Origin of the sequence: Brevibacterium luteolum, from assembly GCF_013004595.1 — a bacterium.
GTDB classification, from domain to species: domain Bacteria; phylum Actinomycetota; class Actinomycetes; order Actinomycetales; family Brevibacteriaceae; genus Brevibacterium; species Brevibacterium luteolum.
In genome coordinates, this window is the sequence record NZ_JABEMC010000004.1 from 177,840 (window position 1) to 197,304 (window position 19,465).

14 protein-coding genes are annotated in these 19,465 nt (G+C 65.8%); 4 read left to right on the forward strand and 10 right to left on the reverse strand.

The window, feature by feature from the left end; all coding sequences use genetic code 11:
- Positions 1-4: 4 nt before the first annotated feature.
- Entirely contained in the window at positions 5-886 is an 882-nt protein-coding gene (locus HLA91_RS08265) for a M56 family metallopeptidase (protein WP_170274284.1), read from the forward strand.
- A gap of 10 nt (positions 887-896) precedes the next feature.
- Here HLA91_RS08265 and HLA91_RS08270 read toward each other — a convergent pair whose 3' ends face one another.
- Positions 897-3,017: a DNA gyrase subunit B gene (locus HLA91_RS08270; protein WP_170274285.1), complete on the reverse strand. Its 2,121-nt coding sequence runs from the start codon at positions 3,015-3,017 to the stop codon at positions 897-899.
- 135 nt (positions 3,018-3,152) lie between these two features.
- Between HLA91_RS08270 and HLA91_RS08275 the strand changes: the two genes are divergently transcribed.
- Positions 3,153-4,007: an N-acetylmuramoyl-L-alanine amidase gene (locus HLA91_RS08275; protein ID WP_170274286.1), complete on the forward strand. Its 855-nt coding sequence runs from the start codon at positions 3,153-3,155 to the stop codon at positions 4,005-4,007.
- 87 nt (positions 4,008-4,094) lie between these two features.
- On the opposite strand, the gene HLA91_RS08280 is transcribed toward HLA91_RS08275, so the two are convergent.
- The gene (locus HLA91_RS08280; protein WP_170274287.1) at positions 4,095-5,756 is read right to left on the reverse strand and encodes an RNA polymerase sigma factor; all 1,662 of its coding nucleotides are present in this window, start codon (positions 5,754-5,756) and stop codon (positions 4,095-4,097) included.
- Between the two features lie 236 nt (positions 5,757-5,992).
- Positions 5,993-7,276, reverse strand: a complete 1,284-nt coding sequence (locus HLA91_RS08285; RefSeq protein WP_170274288.1) for a DUF4192 family protein — start codon at positions 7,274-7,276, stop codon at positions 5,993-5,995.
- Between the two features lie 139 nt (positions 7,277-7,415).
- Between HLA91_RS08285 and HLA91_RS08290 the strand changes: the two genes are divergently transcribed.
- Both HLA91_RS08290 and HLA91_RS08295 read left to right on the forward strand, forming a co-directional pair.
- A complete protein-coding gene (locus tag HLA91_RS08290) occupies positions 7,416-8,225 on the forward strand; it encodes a spermidine synthase (RefSeq protein ID WP_170274289.1) in 810 nt (269 codons plus the stop codon).
- Between the two features lie 90 nt (positions 8,226-8,315).
- The gene (locus HLA91_RS08295) at positions 8,316-10,559 is read left to right on the forward strand and encodes a HelD family protein (RefSeq protein ID WP_170274290.1); all 2,244 of its coding nucleotides are present in this window, start codon (positions 8,316-8,318) and stop codon (positions 10,557-10,559) included.
- Positions 10,560-10,768: 209 nt separating this feature from the next.
- Here the strand turns inward: HLA91_RS08295 and nrdR are convergent, their stop codons facing one another.
- From nrdR to HLA91_RS08330, 7 genes are all read right to left on the reverse strand, one after another.
- Positions 10,769-11,227: a transcriptional regulator NrdR gene (nrdR, locus tag HLA91_RS08300; RefSeq protein ID WP_170274291.1), complete on the reverse strand. Its 459-nt coding sequence runs from the start codon at positions 11,225-11,227 to the stop codon at positions 10,769-10,771.
- A complete protein-coding gene (gene hisD, locus HLA91_RS08305) occupies positions 11,227-12,567 on the reverse strand; it encodes a histidinol dehydrogenase (protein WP_239557036.1) in 1,341 nt (446 codons plus the stop codon). Before hisD ends, nrdR begins: the two co-directional genes overlap by 1 nt.
- A gap of 67 nt (positions 12,568-12,634) precedes the next feature.
- Positions 12,635-16,162, reverse strand: a complete 3,528-nt coding sequence (gene dnaE / locus HLA91_RS08310) for a DNA polymerase III subunit alpha (RefSeq protein WP_212754213.1) — start codon at positions 16,160-16,162, stop codon at positions 12,635-12,637.
- 148 nt (positions 16,163-16,310) lie between these two features.
- Positions 16,311-17,240, reverse strand: a complete 930-nt coding sequence (locus tag HLA91_RS08315; protein ID WP_170274292.1) for an RluA family pseudouridine synthase — start codon at positions 17,238-17,240, stop codon at positions 16,311-16,313.
- Positions 17,237-17,791 carry a signal peptidase II gene (gene lspA / locus HLA91_RS08320; protein ID WP_243743507.1) on the reverse strand — a complete coding sequence of 185 codons (555 nt, stop codon included), beginning with the start codon at positions 17,789-17,791 and terminating at the stop codon, positions 17,237-17,239. Before lspA ends, HLA91_RS08315 begins: the two co-directional genes overlap by 4 nt.
- Before the next feature lie 148 nt (positions 17,792-17,939).
- On the reverse strand, positions 17,940-18,806 hold the full coding sequence (locus HLA91_RS08325; RefSeq protein WP_170274293.1) for a DivIVA domain-containing protein: 867 nt from the start codon (positions 18,804-18,806) through the stop codon (positions 17,940-17,942).
- A gap of 264 nt (positions 18,807-19,070) precedes the next feature.
- On the reverse strand, positions 19,071-19,370 hold the full coding sequence (locus tag HLA91_RS08330; protein ID WP_165882732.1) for a YggT family protein: 300 nt from the start codon (positions 19,368-19,370) through the stop codon (positions 19,071-19,073).
- Positions 19,371-19,465: the final 95 nt, after the last annotated feature.

A 19,465-nucleotide genomic window follows, 5' to 3' on the forward strand; every position in this document is an offset into this window, starting at 1 on the left:
CCTGATGCTCTTCAGCGCAGTGCTGCTCACAGCGCTCGCGGTAGTCCTTGCCTGGCCGATCCCCCGGCTCTTCGCCCGTTACCCCGGAAGCCGTGACCCGGCGGCGCGTCTGCTGCTGTGGCAGGCCATCGGCCTGGCCGGCGGGCTGTCGCTGACGTCGGCGGTCCTCATCCTCGCATTCATGCCCTTCACCCGAACCCCGGGACCGGCAGATGAGCGCAGCCTCAGCGCTCTCAGCTGGTGGAACTGGCTGCTCGTCGGCCTGGGGGTTGCACTGCTGCTGCGTCTGCTCAGCAGCTTGGTGATCCACTGGATCAGGGTGCGGCGTCAGCGTCGTCGGCATGCGGAACTTGTCGCGGTGCTCACCGAGCCGTCGCAGGAGCTGCCGAATACGAGGATCCTCAAGGTCGATGAGCTCGTCGCCTACTGCCTGCCGCAGGGCCAACACGGCACCACGGTGCTCTCAACGGGATTGATCGCCGCCCTCAGCCCTGCTGAACGCGATGCTGTCGTCGCGCATGAGCGCGCCCACCTGCGCAGCCGACACGAACTCGTCGTGCTGCCCTTCGCCGCTTGGCAGCATGCACTTCCCTTTCTGCCGGCCGCGCGCCAGGCGCTCGACCAGGTGACCCGGCTCATCGAGGTGATGGCCGATGATGTGGCCCGCCGCGAGGTGCCGGCTGATGACCTTGCGGCCGCTGTCCGGGAGATGAGCCGCATGCAGGCCGGACATTACAGCCGGACTCTGAGCGCTGAGCGGCTCGCCCGGTTGGAGCATCCGCTGCCGCAGCCGTCTGGGGCGCTGCGCTCGGCAGTCGTCATCGTCTCGGCAGCGCTGGTCGTCAGTCCGCCGGTGGTCGCGCTGGTCGAACTGCTCAGCGTCTGAGCAGCCGTGATCAGGCGTCGATCTTCTCGGCGTCGAGGACTGCGGCACCGGAGACGATGAACTGCTTGCGGGGTGCGACCTCAGAGCCCATCAGCAGTCCAAACGTCGTCTCCGCGGCTTCTGCATCGGCCATCGTCACACGCCTGAGCGAACGCAGCTGCGGATCCATCGTCGTCTCGGCCAGCTGGTCGGCGTCCATCTCGCCCAAGCCCTTGTATCGCTGAGGGGTCTTGTACGCCTTCTTCAACCGGTCGAGCTTGCGCAGCTCGCGGGTGAGCTCCTTCTCCGAATACGTGTAGATGTAGTCGTTGGCCTTGCCGCGGTTGATCACCTCGATGCGGTGCAGCGGCGGCACGGCGGCGTAGACGCGGCCGGCCTCGACGAGCGGGCGCATGTAGCGGAAGAACAGCGTCAGCAGCAACGTGCGGATGTGCGCGCCGTCGACGTCGGCGTCGGTCATGATGATGATCTTGCCGTAGCGGGCGGCATCGACGTCGAAGGTGCGGCCGGTGCCGGCGCCGATCACCTGGATGAGGGCCGAGCATTCGACGTTGGCAAGCATGTCACCGACCGAAGCCTTCTGCACGTTGAGGATCTTGCCGCGGATGGGGAACAGCGCCTGGAACTCAGAGTCCCGGGCCTGCTTGGCGGTGCCCATCGCCGAGTCACCCTCGACGATGAACAGCTCGGATCGGTCGAGGTCGTTCTTGCGGCAGTCGTAGAGCTTGGCGGGCAGGGACGAGGATTCCAGCGCAGTCTTGCGCCGCTGATTCTCCTTGTGCGTGCGCGCCGAGATCCGGGACTTCATCTCGGAGACGACCTTCTCCATCAGCAGCATCGCCTGCTGCTTCTGCGGGCGCTTCGTCGAGGTCAGGATCTCCCCGAGCTGCCGGTCGACGGCCCGGGCCACGATCTGACGCACGGCCGAGGTGCCGAGCACCTCCTTCGTCTGGCCCTCGAACTGCGGTTCGGCCATCCGCACCGTGACGACAGCTGTCAGGCCGGCGAGCACATCGTCCTTCTCCAGCTTGTCTTTGCCGACCTTGAGCTTGCGGGCGTTGGCCTCCACGGCCTTGCGCACGGTGCGCAGCAACGCGGTTTCGAAGCCGGCGACGTGGGTGCCGCCCTTGGGTGTCGCGATAATGTTGACGAAGCTCTTGACCCGGGTCTCGTAGTCCCGGCCCCAGCGCAGCGCGATGTCGACGCCGATCTCGCGTTCGACTTCGGTCGAGACCATATGGCCCTGATCGTCGAGGACGGGCACGGTCTCCTTGAAGGTCTCCGAACCTGTCAGCCGCCAGGTGTCGGTCAGCGCTTCGTCATGGGCGAGGTGGTCGACGAACTCGGAGATGCCGCCGTCGAAGCGGAACTCCTCGGCCCGGGATTCGATGATCTCGCCGGTCTCGTCGCGGGCGATCCCCCGGTTGTCGGTCACGCGGATCGCCAGGCCCGGAACGAGGAACGCCGTCTGGCGGGCGCGGTCGATGAGCGCGCCGTAGGTGAAGTCGGCGTCCTTGAGGAAGATTTGCGGGTCAGCCCAGTAGCGCACGCGGGTGCCGGTCGCGCCGCGCTTGGCCTTGCCGACGATGTCGAGTTCGGAGGCCTTCTTGAAGGGGGTGAAGGGGTTGTCCGGGGACGGCTCGCCGCTGCTGTCATCGAAGCGGCCGGGCTTGCCGCGCTGAAACGACATCCGGTAGATCTTCGAGGCACGGGTGACCTCGACGTCGAGACGCGCCGAAAGTGCGTTGACGACGGAGGCGCCGACACCGTGCAGTCCGCCGACGGCAGCGTAGGATCCGCCGCCGAACTTCCCGCCGGCGTGCAGCTTCGTCATGACGACCTCAACGCCGGTCAGCCCGGTCTTGGGTTCGATGTCGACGGGGATGCCGCGGCCGTTGTCGGCGACGGTGACGGAACCATCCGGGTGCAAGGTGATGTCGATGTCCTCGCCGTGGCCGCCGAGGGCCTCGTCGACGGAGTTGTCGATGATCTCCCACAGGCAGTGCATGAGCCCGCGCGAATCGGTCGAGCCGATGTACATTCCCGGGCGTTTGCGCACGGCATCAAGCCCTTCGAGGACGGAGAGCTGACGCGCTCCGTATTCCTTGTCCGAGGCCTTCTTGACTGCCACGCTTCCACCCTTTCGTCGTCGCTGGTGCTCTGCGGTCACGGCGTGCCGCCATCAGAGTCTATGCGCTCAAGCGGCCGATCGCCTGCTGCCATGCCGTGCACCGCAGGATCGGCGCTCCGCTACGCTGGACGAGTGATGACCTCCCCTCCCCTGGCGCGAGCGACCGGCGCAGTGTCAGCCGTGCTGCTCAGCGCTGGCATTCTGCTCACCGGCTGCGGCAGCGACCCAGCCTCGGCGCCCGAGACGCCAGCCACCTCGGCGCCGGTGACGACGCCGGTGGCAGGCGAGACGGTCGGCTCCGGCTCGCCGAGCCCGTCTGCGACTCCGGAGGTGCTCGACGGTCTCACGATTGCGCTGGATCCCGGCCACAACGGCAAGAACAGCAGGAACCCCTCGGAGATCAACCGCAAGGTGCCCGACGGCAGGGGCGGCACGAAAGCCTGCAACACCACCGGTACCGCCACGGCCGGTGACTATCCGGAGCACGCCTTCACCTTCGACGTCGCAGAACGTGCCAAGCAGCTGCTCGAAGACGCCGGCGCCGAGGTGGTGATGTCGCGTTCCGATGATGACGGCGTCGGCCCGTGCGTCGATGAGCGCGGCCAGTTCGCCGGTGAGGCTGATGCCGATGCGCTCGTGAGCATCCATGCCAACGGCACCGAAGACACCTCGGCCAAGGGATTCCATGTCATTGTCGCCGACGATGCCGTCCACGACGGTGTCGAGGAGCCCAGCCGGGCCATCGCCGAGCAGATGGTGACCTCATTCGAAGATGCCGAGTTCGCTCCGAATCCCGCCTACGGCAAGGACGGGATCGTCGCCCGCACCGACATCGCCGGGCTCAACCACGCCGAGGTGCCGGCGGTGATGATCGAATGCGGTGAGATGCGCAACCGGGACGAAGCCAAGCTCATGGAGTCCGAAGATGGCCGGCAGCGCTACGCCGAGGCGATTGTCACCGGGCTCGAAGACTACTTCGCCCAGCAGTGACACCGAGAGCCGGGCGGACGTCGGGTCGCTGATGACAGGAGCCGGGTCCCAGAGGGAACCCGGCTCCGTGCATCTCTGTCCGATGTGTCAGTCGAGGTAGTCGCGCAGGACCTGCGAGCGCGAGGGGTGGCGCAGCTTGGCCATCGTCTTCGATTCGATCTGGCGGATGCGCTCACGGGTGACCCCGTAGACCTTGCCGATCTCATCGAGGGTCTTCGGCTGGCCGTCGTTGAGGCCGAACCGCATCGACACAACGCCGGCTTCGCGCTCGGAGAGCGTGTCGAGCACCGAGTGCAGCTGCTCCTGCAGCAGGGTGAAGCTCACCGAGTCAGCCGGGACGACGGCTTCGGAGTCCTCGATGAGGTCGCCGAACTCGGAGTCGCCGTCCTCGCCGAGCGGGGTGTGCAGGGAGATCGGCTCGCGGCCGTACTTCTGCACCTCGATGACCCGCTCCGGGGTCATGTCGAGTTCCTTGGCGAGCTCTTCCGGGGTCGGTTCGCGACCGAGGTCCTGCAGCATCTGGCGCTGCACGCGGGCGAGCTTGTTGATGACCTCGACCATGTGCACCGGGATGCGGATGGTGCGTGCCTGGTCGGCCATCGCACGGGTGATCGCCTGGCGGATCCACCAGGTGGCGTAGGTCGAGAACTTGAAGCCCTTGGTGTAGTCGAACTTCTCGACTGCGCGGATGAGGCCGAGGTTGCCTTCCTGGATGAGGTCGAGGAAGAGCATGCCGCGGCCGGTGTAGCGCTTGGCGAGGGAGACGACGAGGCGCAGGTTGGCTTCGAGCAGGTGGTTCTTGGCCAGCCGTCCGTCGTGGATGATCCACTTGTAATCGCGGACGTCCTTGGCTTCGGCGACCTCTCCGGCGTTGAGCAGGTGCTCGGCGTACATGCCGGCTTCGATCCGCTTGGCGAGGTCGACCTCCTCTGCGGCGTTGAGCAGCGCGACCTTGCCGATGAGCTTGAGGTAGTCCTTGACCGGGTCGGCGGTCGCACCTGCGGACACGACCTGCTGGGCCGGCTGGTCATCGTCGTCGGTGTCGGAGACGACGAAGCCTCCGGCCTCCTTTACGGCCTCGTCCTTCTTCTCTTCCTGAGCGTTCTTCGTCTCAGTCTCGCTAGCCAGGGCTTCTGCCTCGAGCTGCTCGACAGGTGCCTCAGGTGCTGCACCGTCGGCGCCCTTGGCGGCAGCTGCGGCGTCCTTGACCTCAGCGTCGAGTTCGGCGTCCTTGGCCGTGGTCTTCTTCGCCGCCGTCTTCTTGGCGGTGGTCTTCTTCGCAGCTGTCGACTTCGCGGTGGTCTTCTTGGCTGCCGTCGTCGAGGTGGTCGACTTCTTGGCCGCAGGCTTCTTCTCGGCTGCTGTGGTCTTCTTCTCTGCGTCCTCAGACTTCTTGGCGGCAGTCGTCTTCTTGGTCGCGGTGGTCTTCTTCGCCGTCGACGTCGTATTCTTCTCAGCAGTCGACTTGGCAGTCGTGGTCTTCTTGGCACCGGCGGAGGAGGACGCGGCCGTTTCCTTCTTGGCGGTGGTGGTCTTCTTGGCCGCTGGCTTCTTCGCAGCGGTCGTCTTCGCAGCCGTGGTCGACTTCGCGGTGCTCGTCTTCTTCGCAGCGGTGCTCTTCGCTGCGGGTTTCTTCGAAGCGGCCGATGCCTTCGCCGTGGTCGTTGCCGACTTCTTCGATGCGGTTGACTTCGACGAAGTGTCCGTCGATGCGGCAGTGGTGCTCGAACCCTTGGCGTCTGTCGGCACTGGATCACCTTTCGGAGGAGTCGTGTCTGGCCCAGCTGACACTCTTCGAGCATCAGTAAGACCCTTGTCAAGCAGGGCGAGCCTGTGGACAGCTCGTCCGCCTGACCGGGTCAACACGCCATTCTGGCACGATATTCCCCACTGCGCTAATCACACGCACGCAGCGGACCGATTGACAAGACCTCTTCCAGGTGATGTCTGCCACACCACCTGGCAGGCGCGGCTGATCCGACAGTTCAGCCCTCCAGCACGGGAGGATCATCTCTGTCGAACGAAAGCTCCTGCGGCTCAGGCTCCTTGCGGGGCGGCAGTGCCGCAACAGGGGCGGATCCGGATCTCAACGTCGCAGGCTCATCACCCAGGATCTGTTCGGGCACCGGTTCATGCGCCCACAGCGGCAGCGTGGGCGTCATGACCGCTCGGGAGACGAGCCTGGCGAGCGTGCACGTGCTGTCGATGGTCAGCGCATTGCGGGCGAAGCACAAGGCGAAAGATGCACGCCCGATCGACCATTCCATCCAGGCGATCATCGACAGCACCGCAGGCAGGTGCTCCATCCGCACGTAGGTGGCCATCATCTTGAGCAGCAGGATCCCGTAGGCGGACGCGCGGGCGTTCGGTCGCCGTGAGCTCAAGCCCGGCAGCTCGGCGGTAGCTTCCGCCAGCGGGGCGACCGCCTCGGCGTAGGCGGCGAACTCGCCAAGTTCCAGGCGCCGCATGTCCTCGGGCAGAAACGCGCTGTGTTCGAAGCTCACGAGCATCAGCACCGCATCGCGACCCCACTTCTCCTGACACAGAGCCTCCAGTCCGAGCACCGCCTTCGGATCCGGAGCCGGAAGCGTGTTGAGGCTGTGCTGCTGACCGGATTCGATGAGCTCGGCATAGCGCAGCACCTCAGCCAGCCACGCCTCGAACAGCTCATCCCGATCGTGGGTCACTCCCCGGGTGCCGGTGATGACGCTCTCGAGGGCCAGGTCGCATTCCGGCAGGGCGGTGGCGGCTGAGAAGCTTGCGAAGGGGTCACCGTTGGCGCGGCTGAGCTGGCGGAAGGACTGGGTGCGCTCAAGCTCGCAGACCGTCCCCGAGCGCATGCCCGCTGTGAAGGAGCCGTACCCGAGCTGTGAGACCCACCATGCGCTGTGGGCGGTGAAGCCGGTGCACTCCAGTGCTTCGCCGATGAGCTTCAGGGGCACCGCATAGTGATCGAAGACATTGTCGAGCAGATCATCTGCCCAGCGCGCTCGCGCCGCTCCGTCCATGTCAGCGGAGAAGAGCACCGGGATGACGTACTGCGATGCCGAGACCCGGGCTAAGGCACAGACCGGTTCGAGCAGGTCCGTCTCGGTAGCAGCGGCGACGGCCTCGAAACCGAAGTCGATGCGCAGGGCCGGACCGAAGCTGATGCGTCCGCAGTCATGGTCGTAGCTGACCAGCACCAGGGACTCGGTCGGCTGATAGGTCAGCAGGTGCGGGACCGCGCTGATGAGTTCAGGGGCGAGGTGTTCAGGAGCAGCATTCATGTCCTCACTGTGTGCCGTGCCGCCGCTGCGGGCAGCGGGCCGTGCCCCGGCTGTGGACAGCGGCAGGCTGTGCACACCGACGCCGACCAGTCGTGCCCGGCTGGCGTGCAGCAGTCGCCGGCAGTCTACAGTAAGGCGCATGGGACGCAGACGGGCCAGGGACGAGGCACAGCAGCGCGAGTACGTCATCTCCACCGGCACCGCACGCATCGAACCGGTGCCAGCCGAACCCGATTCGTGGGTCCTCTACGTCAACGGCGTGCCGAGCTCGTGCATCACGCTCAGCGACCCGACCCGCCTGGACTTCGAGTACCTCGACTGGATGGCCCGCGCGATCGATGCGCTCTTCGGCACAGGTCAGACCCTGCGTGCTGTGCACATCGGGGCGGCCGGCTGCTCGCTGGCCCGCTACATCGACGCGACCCGGCCCGGGTCCCGGCAGACCGCCATCGACATCGACCAGAAGCTCCTCGAATACGTCCGCGAGTGGTTCGACCTGCCCCGCTCCCCTGCGCTCAAGCTGCGCGCAGGCGACGGTGCGGTCGAGATCGCCACGTTTCGCGACGACGCCCTCAGCCTCGTCGTCCGTGACGCGTTCAGCGCCGATGAGACGCCGGGCCAGCTTGCCGACGACACGTTCTTCTCCCATGCCGCGCGCACGCTTGGACCCAAGGGCATCTACCTCGCCAACATCGCCGACTGTCCCCCGCACGCCAGCGCCCGCGGAGAGCTGACACGGATGCGGCAGCACTTTGCGCACATCGTGCTCATCGCCGATCCCAGCCAGCTGCGCGGCCGGCGATTCGGCAATCTCATCGCCCTCGCCTCGGGAACGGACATCGACGACATCGCACTGGCCAAGACGCTGCGCGCCGGCCCTGCCGTCGCCTCGGTGCTGGCGGGCCGGAAGCTCGCTGACTTCTGCGGATGGCCGGCAACAGGCAGGTGAACTCCTCCTCAATTCTGTGCAGCCGACATGCCTGTGGTGACGGGGGCGTAAGAACACGGCATAATTGATTGCCGACCAGAAAGGCGGAAGGTGAGCGAAGAGACCGAGATCAGCCACGAACAGCAGCACCTCAACACCGTCTACGCGCGTCTCGACGCGTTGCGTGAGGAGACCGCTGCCAGCCTTAACCACGTGCGCCGGACGCATGTCGGGGGCAACCACCAGAACCGTTCCGAACGCGATGCCTTCGCAAGCATGTATGAGGATCAGCTCATCCGCCTGCGCAATGCCGAAGAGGGGCTGTGCTTCGGCCGCATCGACACCGTCACCGGCGCCACAACCTACATCGGGCGCATCGGGATCTCCGCTCAGGACCGCACCCAGCTGCTGATGGACTGGCGGGCCCCGGCCAGCGAGCCGTTCTACCGCGCGACTGCCGAGAACCCAGGTGACCTCACCCGCCGCCGGCACATCGCTACGCGACGCCGCCGAGTCATCAGCGTCGAGGACGATGTCCTCGACCTGTCGGCGCTCAGTGCCCAGCAGCGCGCCGGGCTGCACGGCGAAGGCGCTCTCATCGCCTCCCTCGACGCCCATCGCACCGGCCGGATGGGCGACATCGTCGCAACTATCCAGTCCGAACAGGACCGCATCATCCGCCGTCCCCTCGATCGGCTCGTGGTCGTACAGGGCGGACCGGGGACCGGCAAGACCGCAGTCGCGCTGCACCGCGCGGCCTACCTGCTGTACCAGCACCGGGAGCGCATCGCAAAATCCGGTGTGCTGCTCATCGGGCCCTCGCCGGTATTCCTCAAGTACATCGAGCAGGTGCTGCCCAGCCTCGGTGAGACCGGTGCCGTGCTGCTGACCCCCGGTCAGCTCATGCCCGAGGTCAACGCCACCGCCCACGACACCGCGCCAACGGCTGCGGTCAAGGGCGACCTGCGGATGGTTGAGGTCATCAAGCGGGCGGTGCGCGCCTACCAGCGGGTGCCCGACGAGCCGCAGCAGCTCAAGACGATCAGCCACACGATCACCATGACCCCGGCGATGGTCAAGGAGGCCCAAGACCGGGCACGCCGCAGCGGCAAGCCGCACAACGGGGCGCGCCTGACCTTCGTCAAGCATCTGCTCAGCCTCCTCGCCGGAGCGCTGGCAGCTGCCAAGCACTACGAGCCCACGCCCGAGGTGCTCGCTGAGCTGACCGACGAGCTGCGCCGGGCCCGCGACGTGCGGGTGGCGATCAACCTGTGCTGGCTGCCGCTGAGCCCGCGCGGAGTGCTCGATGCCCTGCTGAGCAAGCCGCACCGGCTGGTGCCTGCCGCCGATGGGATCCTCCGTATCGAGGAGATGGCCCTCATCCGCCGTGCCCGCGGCGGGAAGATCACCGTTGAGGATGTGCCGCTGCTCGACGAGATCGCTGAGCTCATCGGGCCCAGCAGCGAGGTGCTCGAAGCCCAGGAGCAGGCCGGCACCCCGAATGCGGAGCTGGAGTACGCCCAGGCGGTCCTTGAGATGACCGGCACGGGTGACATGGTCTCAGCCGAGACGATCTCCCAGCGCTACCAGCAGGACACCGATGAGCGCACGCTGGCCGAACGGGCCGCGCAGGACCGGGAGTGGACCTACGGTCACCTCGTGGTCGACGAGGCGCAGGAGCTCAGCCCCATGCAGTGGCGGGTGCTGTTCCGGCGGGTGCCGAGCAAATCGGCGACAGTCGTCGGCGATCTTGCCCAGGCGTCGACGATGGATGCGACCCGCACCTGGTCCTCGGTGCTAGCCCCGCATGTCGGCGATCGCTTCGAGATGGAGGAGCTGACGGTCTCCTACCGGACGCCCGGACGCATCATGACGGTGGCCAACGAGCTGCTGCAGGAGTACTTCCCGCAGCTCTCCGTGCCTTCACCGGTGCGTGAGGGCACCTATGATCCGCTGGCTGAGGGCTTCGCCGACATCGAGTCGCTGTGCCGTCAGCTGCCGGAGATCGTACGCAGCGAACGCGCCGAACTCGGCGGCGGCCAGCTGGCTGTCATCGCGATGCCTGAGCACGTCGATCGTGTCGTGGCGGCGCTGGCATCTGATCCTGATGTCGACTTCGCTGCAGGTCCCGCCGGCATCGATCACGCCGTCGCGGTCCTCGATCCCAGTGAGGTCCGGGGCCTCGAATTCGACAGCGTCATCATCGTCGATCCGGCCTCGATCGCCCCTGCCGGCAGTGCGGCAGGAGTCGGGCAGCTGTATGTGTCGCTGACCCGTTCGACGGCACGGCTGAGGATCCTCAGCATCGGCGATTCGGTCCTCGCACCGTTCATCGCAGCAGCGGACCGCACATAAGATCCGTTCGCGCCTCGGCAGCCTCATCGGCTGCTGAGGCGCTCGATCTTTGGGGCAAATTAAAAGCCGCCCGTGGCGTCGGCTTCCCCTCCGATGCCACAGGCGGCGTGCGCCTTGGGCGCACGTTTTATCTTACACTTACTTCTGGTCGTTTCACGAACCGGATCCAGCTTCTTCTCACAATTCGTTCAGCCGGGTGAGCGGGATGCTCATGCTTCTTCGTCGCGCTCGGCGCGCAGCGATTCGATCGCGGCTTCGAAGTCCTCCAACGAGTCGAAGCTCTGGTAGACGCTGGCGAATCGCAGGTAGGCGACCTGGTCGAGTTCGCGCAGCGGTTCCAGGATCGCCAGGCCGACCTCGTCGGCCTCGATCTCGGCGATGCCCTGGGAGCGGATCTTCTCCTCGACCTGCTGGGCGAGTTTGGCCAGATCGTCCTCCCCGACCGGTCGGCCCTGGCATGCTTTGCGCACACCGGCAACGACTTTCTGCCGGGAGAACTCCTCGGACACGCCTGAGCGCTTGACGACCGACAGGCTGGTGGTTTCCATGGTGGTGAACCGGCGGGAGCACTGCGGGCACTGACGGCGACGGCGGATCGACGAGCCGTCCTCAGCCGTGCGCGAGTCGACGACGCGTGAGTCAGGGTGGCGGCAGAACGGGCAGTGCATCAGGCCTCCATTCCCGGCTTGCCGCGGCGCAGCCGGACGGCCTCGCCGTGGGCGAGCAGGTCTTCTGCGGCTGCCAGCGTTTCGATGTGGTCGGCGACCTCGGCCAGTGCCGCAGCTGGGTAGTCGATGATCTGGCTTCCCTTGAGGAAGGACTGCACGCCGAGTGCTGAGGCGTAGGCGGCGGTTCCGCTGGTGGGCAGCACGTGGTTCGACCCGGCGCAGTAGTCGCCGAGGGCCACCGGTGAGAACGGGCCGATGAACACAGCACCGGCGTTGGTGATCTGCTCGGCTGCTGCCTGCGGGTCGCTGACGAGCACTTCGACATGCTCACCAGCGTAGGCGTTGACGACGGCCAGCCCGGCCTGCCGGGAGGCGACCTTGAGGATCGCGGACTGCTCCCCGGAAAGTGCGGTGCGGATGCGTTCGGAATGCGCAGCAGCAGCTGCCTGGCGCGCGATCTCCTGCTGCACGGCGTCGATGAGGTCCTGGCTCTCGGTGACGAGCACGGAGGCGGCCATCGGGTCGTGTTCGGCCTGGCTGATGAGATCGGCTGCCACAAGTGCTGGGTCTGCGGTGTCGTCGGCGAGGATGATGATCTCAGTCGGGCCGGCGATCGTGTCGATGCCGACGACTGAGCGCACCCGTGCCTTGGCGGCTGCGACGAAGGCGTTGCCGGGTCCGGTGATGAGGTCGACCGGTTCGAGTTCTTCGCCGTCGTCGAATCCGTGGGCCAGTGCGGCGACAGACTGGGCGCCTCCCATGGCCCACACCTCGTCGATGCCGAGCAGGGCGGCAGCGGCGAGCACTGTCGGGTGGGGCAGGCCGTTGGCCTGCGGGGGCGAGACAATGGCGATCGAGTCGACGCCGGCGGCCTGGGCGGGAACAGCGTTCATGATGACGGTCGAGGGGTAGACGGCCAGCCCCCCGGGGACGTAGAGGCCGACGCGTTCGACCGGCAGCCAGCGCGATGTCACGGAGCCGCCGCCGGAGAATGTCGTCGTGGCTGAGGAACGCCGATCGTTCTCAGCGACTTCCCGGCAGCGGCGGATGGTCTCCTCCAGTGCTGCGCGCAGTCCGGCATCGAGGTTCTCGCAGGCAGCGGTGAGCTCCTCGGCGGGCACGCGCAGCAGGTCCGGGCTGACGGAGTCGAACTTCTGTGTGTACTCCAGCACGGCAGCGCGGCCGCGGGTCTCGACGTCGTCGACGATCGGGATGACCGCCTCGGCTGCGGAGGCTGAATCGAGGCGGGCACGCGGCACGGACCGGCGCAGCGTGCGGCGGTCGAGCGGCGTGTCGGTGAGGTCGAGGACATTCATGAGCGCGTGAGTCACGCGCTCCATTCTACGTCCTCTGCTTTCCTGCCGTCCGGTGCCCCAAGCTGCGAGAAGGTGCGGCCGCTGCTGTCGATCAGAAGATCGACGTGGTTGCTGGGGTGGTGAGGCAGCTGGGTCCGAGCAGGCCCTTGAGATCGCCGAACAGGCTCGGGTCTGCTGTCACCCGCAGGCCGCGGTCGAGACGCATGATCGTCGTGCGGTCGCGGTTCGTCAGGCACAGCCGCACCTCGGTCTGTCCGGGGTTGGCCTGCAGGATCATCTTGAGGTTCTCGACGAGGTCCGGTGTGCAGCGTTCGACCGGCATCGACACGTACAGCGGCCGGTCGGCGCGGTCGGTGACGTCCGGGATCGTCATCGACATCGCCATGAGCGAGGTCGGCCGGTCATCGGAGCGGCGGATGCGGCCGGTGACGGTGATGACGAGGTCATTGGTCAGCAGGGTGGCCACCGGCTCGTAGGTGTCGCCGAAGAACATCACCTCCATGCTCGCTTCGAGGTCTTCGATCGTGACGATCGCGTACGGGCGACCGGAGTTCTTCGAGACCTTCCGCGAGACCTGGGTGATCATGCCGCAGATCTTTGTCTGGGATCCATCCTGGCGCTTATTCTCCGGGTCGAGCAGCTGCGCGATCGAACCCTCGGATTCTGACTGCAGGATGTCCTCGAGCCCGTTGAGCGGATGGTCGGAGACGTAGAGACCGAGCATCTCGCGCTCGAAGGCCAGCAGCTCCTTCTTCTCCCACTCGGTGCGCTCGGGGATCTTGACGGCAAAGCTCGACTCGTCCTCTTCGCCGAGGCCGGCGAACAGGTCGAACTGGCCTGCGGCCTCCTGGCGCTTGACGCCGATGACAGCATCGACTGCTTCTTCGTGGATCTCAACAAGGCTGCGCCGGTTGTGGTCGAGGGAGTCGAAAGCGCCGGCCTTGATGAGCGATTCGATGGTGCGCTTGTTGCACACCTGGCTGGGCACCTTGTCGAGGAAGTCGTTGAAGGAGGTGAACTTCCCCTTCTCCTGCCGGGCGTCGACGATGCCTTGGACAACGTTGGTGCCGACATTGCGGACTGCTCCCATGCCGAAGCGGATGTCGTCGCCGACTGGGGTGAAGTTGTTGGCTGATTCGTTGACGTCCGGTGGCAGCACGGTGATGTGCATGCGCCGGCACTCGCTGAGGTAGAGAGCCAGCTTGTCCTTGTTGTCCCCGACTGAGGTCAGCAGGGCTGCCATGTACTCGGCCGGGTAGTGGGCCTTGAGGTAGGCCGTCCAGTAGGACACGAGCCCGTAGGCGGCCGAGTGGGCCTTGTTGAAGGCGTAGTCGGAGAAGGGCAGCAGGATGTCCCACAGTGCTTGCGCAGCCTCTTCGGAGTAGCCGCGTTCCTTCATGCCGCCGAAGAACCCGACCTGCTGCTTGTCCAGCTCGGCTTTCTTCTTCTTGCCCATCGCGCGACGCAGAATGTCTGCCTGACCGAGTGAGTAGCCGGCCACCTTCTGCGCGATCGCCATCACCTGCTCCTGATAGATGATGAGGCCGTAGGTGGTGTCGAGGATCTCGGCCAGCGGTTCGGCGAGCTCAGGGTGGATCGGAGTGATCTCCTGCAGGCCGTTCTTGCGCAGCGCGAAGTTCGTGTGCGAGTCGGCACCCATCGGGCCGGGACGGTACAGCGCGATCGTTGCGGAGATGTCTTCGAAGTTGTCCGGGCGCATCATGCGCAGCAGGCCGCGCAGTCCACCGCCGTCGAGCTGGAAGACTCCCAGCGTGTCACCACGGGAGAGCAGCTTGTACGACTCCGCATCGTCAAGGGCCAGATGTTCGAGGTCGAGATCGAAGTCCTTGTTCAGCCGGATGTTCTCGATCGCATCGGAGATGATCGTGAGGTTGCGCAGGCCGAGGAAGTCCATCTTGATGAGGCCGAGGCCCTCACAGGTGGGGTAGTCGAACTGCGTAATGACCTGGCCGTCCTGGAACCGGCGCATGATCGGGATGACGTCGATGATCGGGTCAGAGGACATGATGACCCCGGCGGCGTGCACGCCCCACCCGCGCTTGAGGCCTTCAAGGCCCTTGGCGGTCTCGAAGGTCTCCCGCGCCTCGGGGTCGGTTTCCAGCAGTTCGCGGAACTCCCCTGCCTCGCCGTAGCGCGGTGCTTTGGGCTCTTCGATATCGGCCAGCGGGATGTCCTTGGCCATGACTGCCGGTGGCAGCGCCTTCGTCAGCTTCTCGCCGAGGGAGAACGGCTTGCCCATGATGCGGGCGGAGTCCTTGAGCGCCTGCTTGGTCTTGATGGTGCCGTAGGTGACGATCATTGCTACGCGCTCGTCGCCGTACTTCTCGGTGACGTAGTCGATGACTTCGCCGCGGCGGCGATCATCGAAGTCGACGTCGAAGTCGGGCATCGACACACGGTCGGGGTTGAGGAACCGCTCGAAGATCAGTCCGTGCTCCAGCGGGTCGAGGTCGGTGATGCGCAGGGCGTAGGCGACCATCGAACCGGCACCCGAACCGCGGCCGGGGCCCACGCGGATGCCGTTCTCCTTCGACCAGTTGATGAAGTCGGCGACGACGAGGAAGTAGCCGGGGAAGCCCATCGAGATGATGACGTCGAGCTCGTAGTCGGCCTGTTTGCGCACATCGTCGGAGATGCCGTTGGGGTAGCGGTAGTGCAGGCCCTTCTCGACTTCCTTGACCAGCCATGAGGTCTCGTCCTCACCGGGCGGGCAGGGGAACTGGGGCATGTAGTTGGCGCTGGTGTCGAAGGAGATCTCGCAGCGTTCGGCGATCTCGAGGGTGTTGTTGCACGCCTCGGGCATCTCCTTGAACAGTGCGCGCATCTCCGCTGGCGTCTTGAGGTAGTAGCCGGAGCCGGAGAAGGCGAAGCGGCTGCCGCCCTGGTCGTAGGTCGGTTCGATGAGCTTCGAACCCGACTGCAGGGCCAGCAGCGCTTCGTGGGCCTTGGCGTCGGATTCGTGGGTGTAGTGCAGGTCGTTGGTGGCCACCAGCGGCAGGCCGAGATCCTTCGACAGGCGCAGCAGATCCTTGACCACACGGCGCTCGATCGTCAGGCCGTGGTCCATGATCTCGCAATAGTAGTTGTCCTTGCCGAAGATGTCGCGGAACTCCGATGCGGCCTTGACGGCTTCGTCGTACTGGCCCAGCCGCAGTCGCGTCTGCACCTCGCCTGAGGGGCAGCCGGTGGTGGCGATGAGGCCCTCGGAGTAGGTGTTGAGCAGTTCGCGGTCCAGGCGCGGGTACTTGGCGAATGCGGAGTCGAGGCTGGCCAGCGAGGAGGCCTTGAAGAGGTTGCGCATGCCGGTGTTGTTCTCCGCCAGCAGCGTCTTGTGCGTGTAGGCGCCGCCGCCGGAAACGTCGTCGCCGCGCTGGCTCTCATCGGTGCGCCACTTCACACGGGTCTTGTCGGTGCGTGCGGTGCCGGGAGTCAGGTACGCCTCGACGCCGATGATCGGCTTGATGCCGGCGTCGGTGGCCTGCTTCCAGAAGTCGAAGGCGCCGAAGAGGTAGCCGTGGTCGGTGGTGGCGATGGCGTTCATCCCCGAGGCCCTCGTCGCCTGCATCAGGTCGCCCAGGCGGGCGGCTCCATCGAGCATCGAGTACTCGGTGTGCACGTGCAGATGTACGAAATCCTCAGCCACGGATCCTCTTTCTCACAGTCGGCATGTCCCGCTCCCGGCGACTCACACCAGTCTATCGATCGTCACGGACATCGCGGCTGTGAGATGGGCCCGTTTCGCTCGTTCACCCCTGGGCGACGCGCAACAGGTCGAGCGCGGTCTGCAGATCTTCCGGATAGTCGCTGGTGAACTCGACCCACTCCCCTGTCTCGGGGTGGGTGAACCCGAGTTCGACAGCGTGCAGCCACTGGCGTTCGAGTCCGAGCTTCTTCGCCAGCACCGGGTCGGCGCCGTAGGGCAGGTCACCGCAGCATGGGTGCTTGGTGGCGGCCATGTGGACGCGGATCTGGTGGGTGCGGCCGGTCTCCAACTGGACTTCGAGCAGGGTTGCCGAGCGGTACGCTTCGATGACTTCGTAGTGGGTCACGGCGTGTTTGCCGTCGGTGCGCACGGCGTAGAGCCCGTCGCGGCGCAGGTTGCGTCCGATCGGCGCTTCGATCGTGCCGATGACAGGATCGGGAAGTCCCTGGACGAGCGCGTGGTAGGTCTTCTTGACGGTGCGCTGCTTGAACGCCCGCTTAAGCACGGAGTAGGCGTGTTCGCCTTTGGCCACGACCATGACACCGGAGGTGCCGACGTCGAGGCGGTGGACGATGCCCTGGCGTTCGGCCGCGCCCGAGGTGGCGATGTCGTATCCGGCGGCGACGAGACCGCCGATGGCGGTCGGGCCGTGCCATCCTGCCGCTGAGTGGGCGGCGACACCGATCGGCTTGTCGATGACGACGAACGCGTCGTCATCGTAGATGATCTTCATGCCCGGCACCGGTTCGGCGTCGATGCCCAGCGGTTCGGGCTCGGCTGGCATCTGCACGTCGATGCGGGAGCCGGCGATGAGGCGCTCGGACTTGCCGACGACGGTGTCGTTGACGCGCACGCCGTCATCGGCGGCGATGGCAGCTGCTGCCGACCGGGACAGGCCGAGCAGCCGGCTGAGGGCCACATCGACCCGTTCGCCTTCGAGACCTTCGGGAACGAGGAATGATCGCTCGGTCATGGCTGCGCTCGCGCCTCCTCTGTAGGGGTGTCGTAGTCGCCGCCGGATGACTGGTCGTCTCCGGCGGCGGTGCCGTCGACGCCGATGTTGCGCAGGGTCGTGAGCACGATGGTCACAGCGGCAGCCGAGATTGCGATGTCGGCGACGTTGCAGACGAAGAAGTACAGGTCGATGAAGTCGACGACGGCGCCGTGGAAGAAGCCCGGTGGCCGAAACAGCCGGTCGACGAGGTTTCCGGTCAGGCCGCCGAGCAGCATTCCCAGGCCGGCCGTCCATGCGCGGGAGCCGAGCTTGCGGCTGACGACGAGGATGGCGATGAAGACGCCGATGGCGATGAGAGCGAACAGCCAGGTGGTGTTCTCTCCCATGCCGAGGGCGGCACCGGGATTGCGGTAGAACGTGAAGCCGGCGAGTTCGCCGATGACCGGGATGCGCTCACGGCCTTCGAGGGTCTGAACGGCGATGAATTTCGTCAGCTGGTCGACGGCGAGCACGGCGATGGCGATGGCGAACAGCACGATGCGCAGACGTCGGTTGCTCGTCTGCGGCACGGGTGTCCTCCTCGGTTCGGCGATACAGCTGTCCATCATACCGATGACCGGCAGCTTCGCACACACGCGCAACGGCCGGCCGCCTCATGGCGGCCGGCCGTTCCGGCTGGACCTTGTGACTCAGCGTGGGTGAGTCATCTCAGGTGCCTCAGATCGAGTGACCCGGCTGCTGGTTGCCGCCGAGGGTCTCCGGTGCCAGCGATCCGGAGTTCTCCAGTTCGCGCAGCTGATCGGTGAGGTAGCTCTTGAGGCGGGTGCGGTACTGGCGCTCGAAGTTCTGCAGTCCGTCGATCTCGCGCTCGAGGCTGGTCTTTTGGCTCTCCAGGGTGCTGAGGGTGTCGTCGCGCTTCTTCTCAGCGTCCTTGACGATCTGGTCGGCTTCGGCGCGGGCCTCGGAGATGAGCTTGTCGCGGATGCGCTCACCTTCGGCGACGTGCTCGTCGTGCAGGCGCTGGGCCAGCGAGATGAGGCCGTGGGCGTCCTGGTCGCCTCCGCCTGCTCCACCGGCGACAGCACCGACAGCGGCACCGGTTCCGGCTGCAGCGGCGTTGGAGCCGAAGCCGTTGGTGGCAGCGCCCTGCTGGGTCTGCTGCGGCTTCTCCTCAGCCTGCTCGCGCGATTCGTCTGCCGACTGCTGCGGGGCGACCAGCGGCGAGGCGGCCTGCTCCTTCTTCTCCTCGGCAGGGGTCTCCTTGACGTCCTGCTCCAAAACAGCGGCGGGCATCGCCTGGGTTGCCTGCGGATCCTCAGCGGTCTGCTGGGCGGCCGGCTGCGATCCGATCGTCTGGGCGCCGGTCTGCTCGGTGCCTGCAGCACCCTGTCCCTGGCTCAGCTCCTGGTTGCGCTGCTCGCACGCCGAGAGCTTCTGACGCAGCTCGTCGTTCTCCTGGTAGAGGCGACGGAGTTCGAGGACGACTTCGTCGAGGAAGTCATCGACTTCCTCCTGGTCGTATCCTTCGCGGAACTTCACGTGCTGGAACCGCTTATTGACAACATCTTGAGGCGTAAGCGCCATGAGGCCACCTTCGATCGGAAATCGTCTTTACTCTACTGTTATACAACAGATGTCGATGCCACTGTACAGCAACGCCAGCTTATTTGTCGTGCAGGCTTTGCCATGATTCGCATCATAATACGCCTTGTGCTTAAGTCGGGTCTCTACCCCGGGCGCGGCGCGGAATCCATCACCTGCTCGATATTGCAGTTCTGTCATATTCACCCGAGGCGAATACCTGCATTCACAAACCGGCGGCTGATTTCACGACTGTGAAAGGGAATGTCACATTCCCTGGGCTGCGAGGCTGAAGAACACACCGGCGAGGATCTGCACTGCGATGAACACGAGGATGAAGCCCAGGTCCAGGGAGATCTGGCCGAGGCGCAGCGGCGGGATGATCCGGCGCACGAGCTTCACCGGCGGGTCGGTGAGCGTGTAGATGATCTCGGCGAGTACGAGGATGAAGCCGGTGGGCCGCCAGTCACGTGCGAACACCTGGATGAGGTCGATGACGACCCGCGCCAGGAGCACGAAGACGTACAGGCTCAAAGCCTGGCCGATGATCCAAAACAGCAATGACACGAAGGCTTCTCCTGAGGGAACGCAGACGGCGGACTACATTCAAGCGTAGTCCGCCGTTGCTGTTAATGCCGAACCGGGAGCCGCAGCTGCGGCCA

Excerpts from the sequence above, each read along its gene's own strand:
- HLA91_RS08265 (WP_170274284.1), top strand. The coding sequence starts at position 5 with ATGCTCTTCAGCGCAGTGCTGCTCACAGCGCTCGCGGTAGTCCTTGCC.
- HLA91_RS08275 (WP_170274286.1), top strand. The coding sequence starts at position 3,153 with ATGACCTCCCCTCCCCTGGCGCGAGCGACCGGCGCAGTGTCAGCCGTG.
- HLA91_RS08285 (WP_170274288.1), bottom strand. The coding sequence starts at position 7,276 with ATGAATGCTGCTCCTGAACACCTCGCCCCTGAACTCATCAGCGCGGTC.
- HLA91_RS08290 (WP_170274289.1), top strand. The coding sequence starts at position 7,416 with ATGGGACGCAGACGGGCCAGGGACGAGGCACAGCAGCGCGAGTACGTC.
- nrdR (WP_170274291.1), bottom strand. The coding sequence starts at position 11,227 with ATGCACTGCCCGTTCTGCCGCCACCCTGACTCACGCGTCGTCGACTCG.
- hisD (WP_239557036.1), bottom strand. The coding sequence starts at position 12,567 with ATGGAGCGCGTGACTCACGCGCTCATGAATGTCCTCGACCTCACCGAC.
- dnaE (WP_212754213.1), bottom strand. The coding sequence starts at position 16,162 with ATGCTCGATGGAGCCGCCCGCCTGGGCGACCTGATGCAGGCGACGAGG.
- HLA91_RS08315 (WP_170274292.1), bottom strand. The coding sequence starts at position 17,240 with ATGACCGAGCGATCATTCCTCGTTCCCGAAGGTCTCGAAGGCGAACGG.
- HLA91_RS08325 (WP_170274293.1), bottom strand. The coding sequence starts at position 18,806 with ATGGCGCTTACGCCTCAAGATGTTGTCAATAAGCGGTTCCAGCACGTG.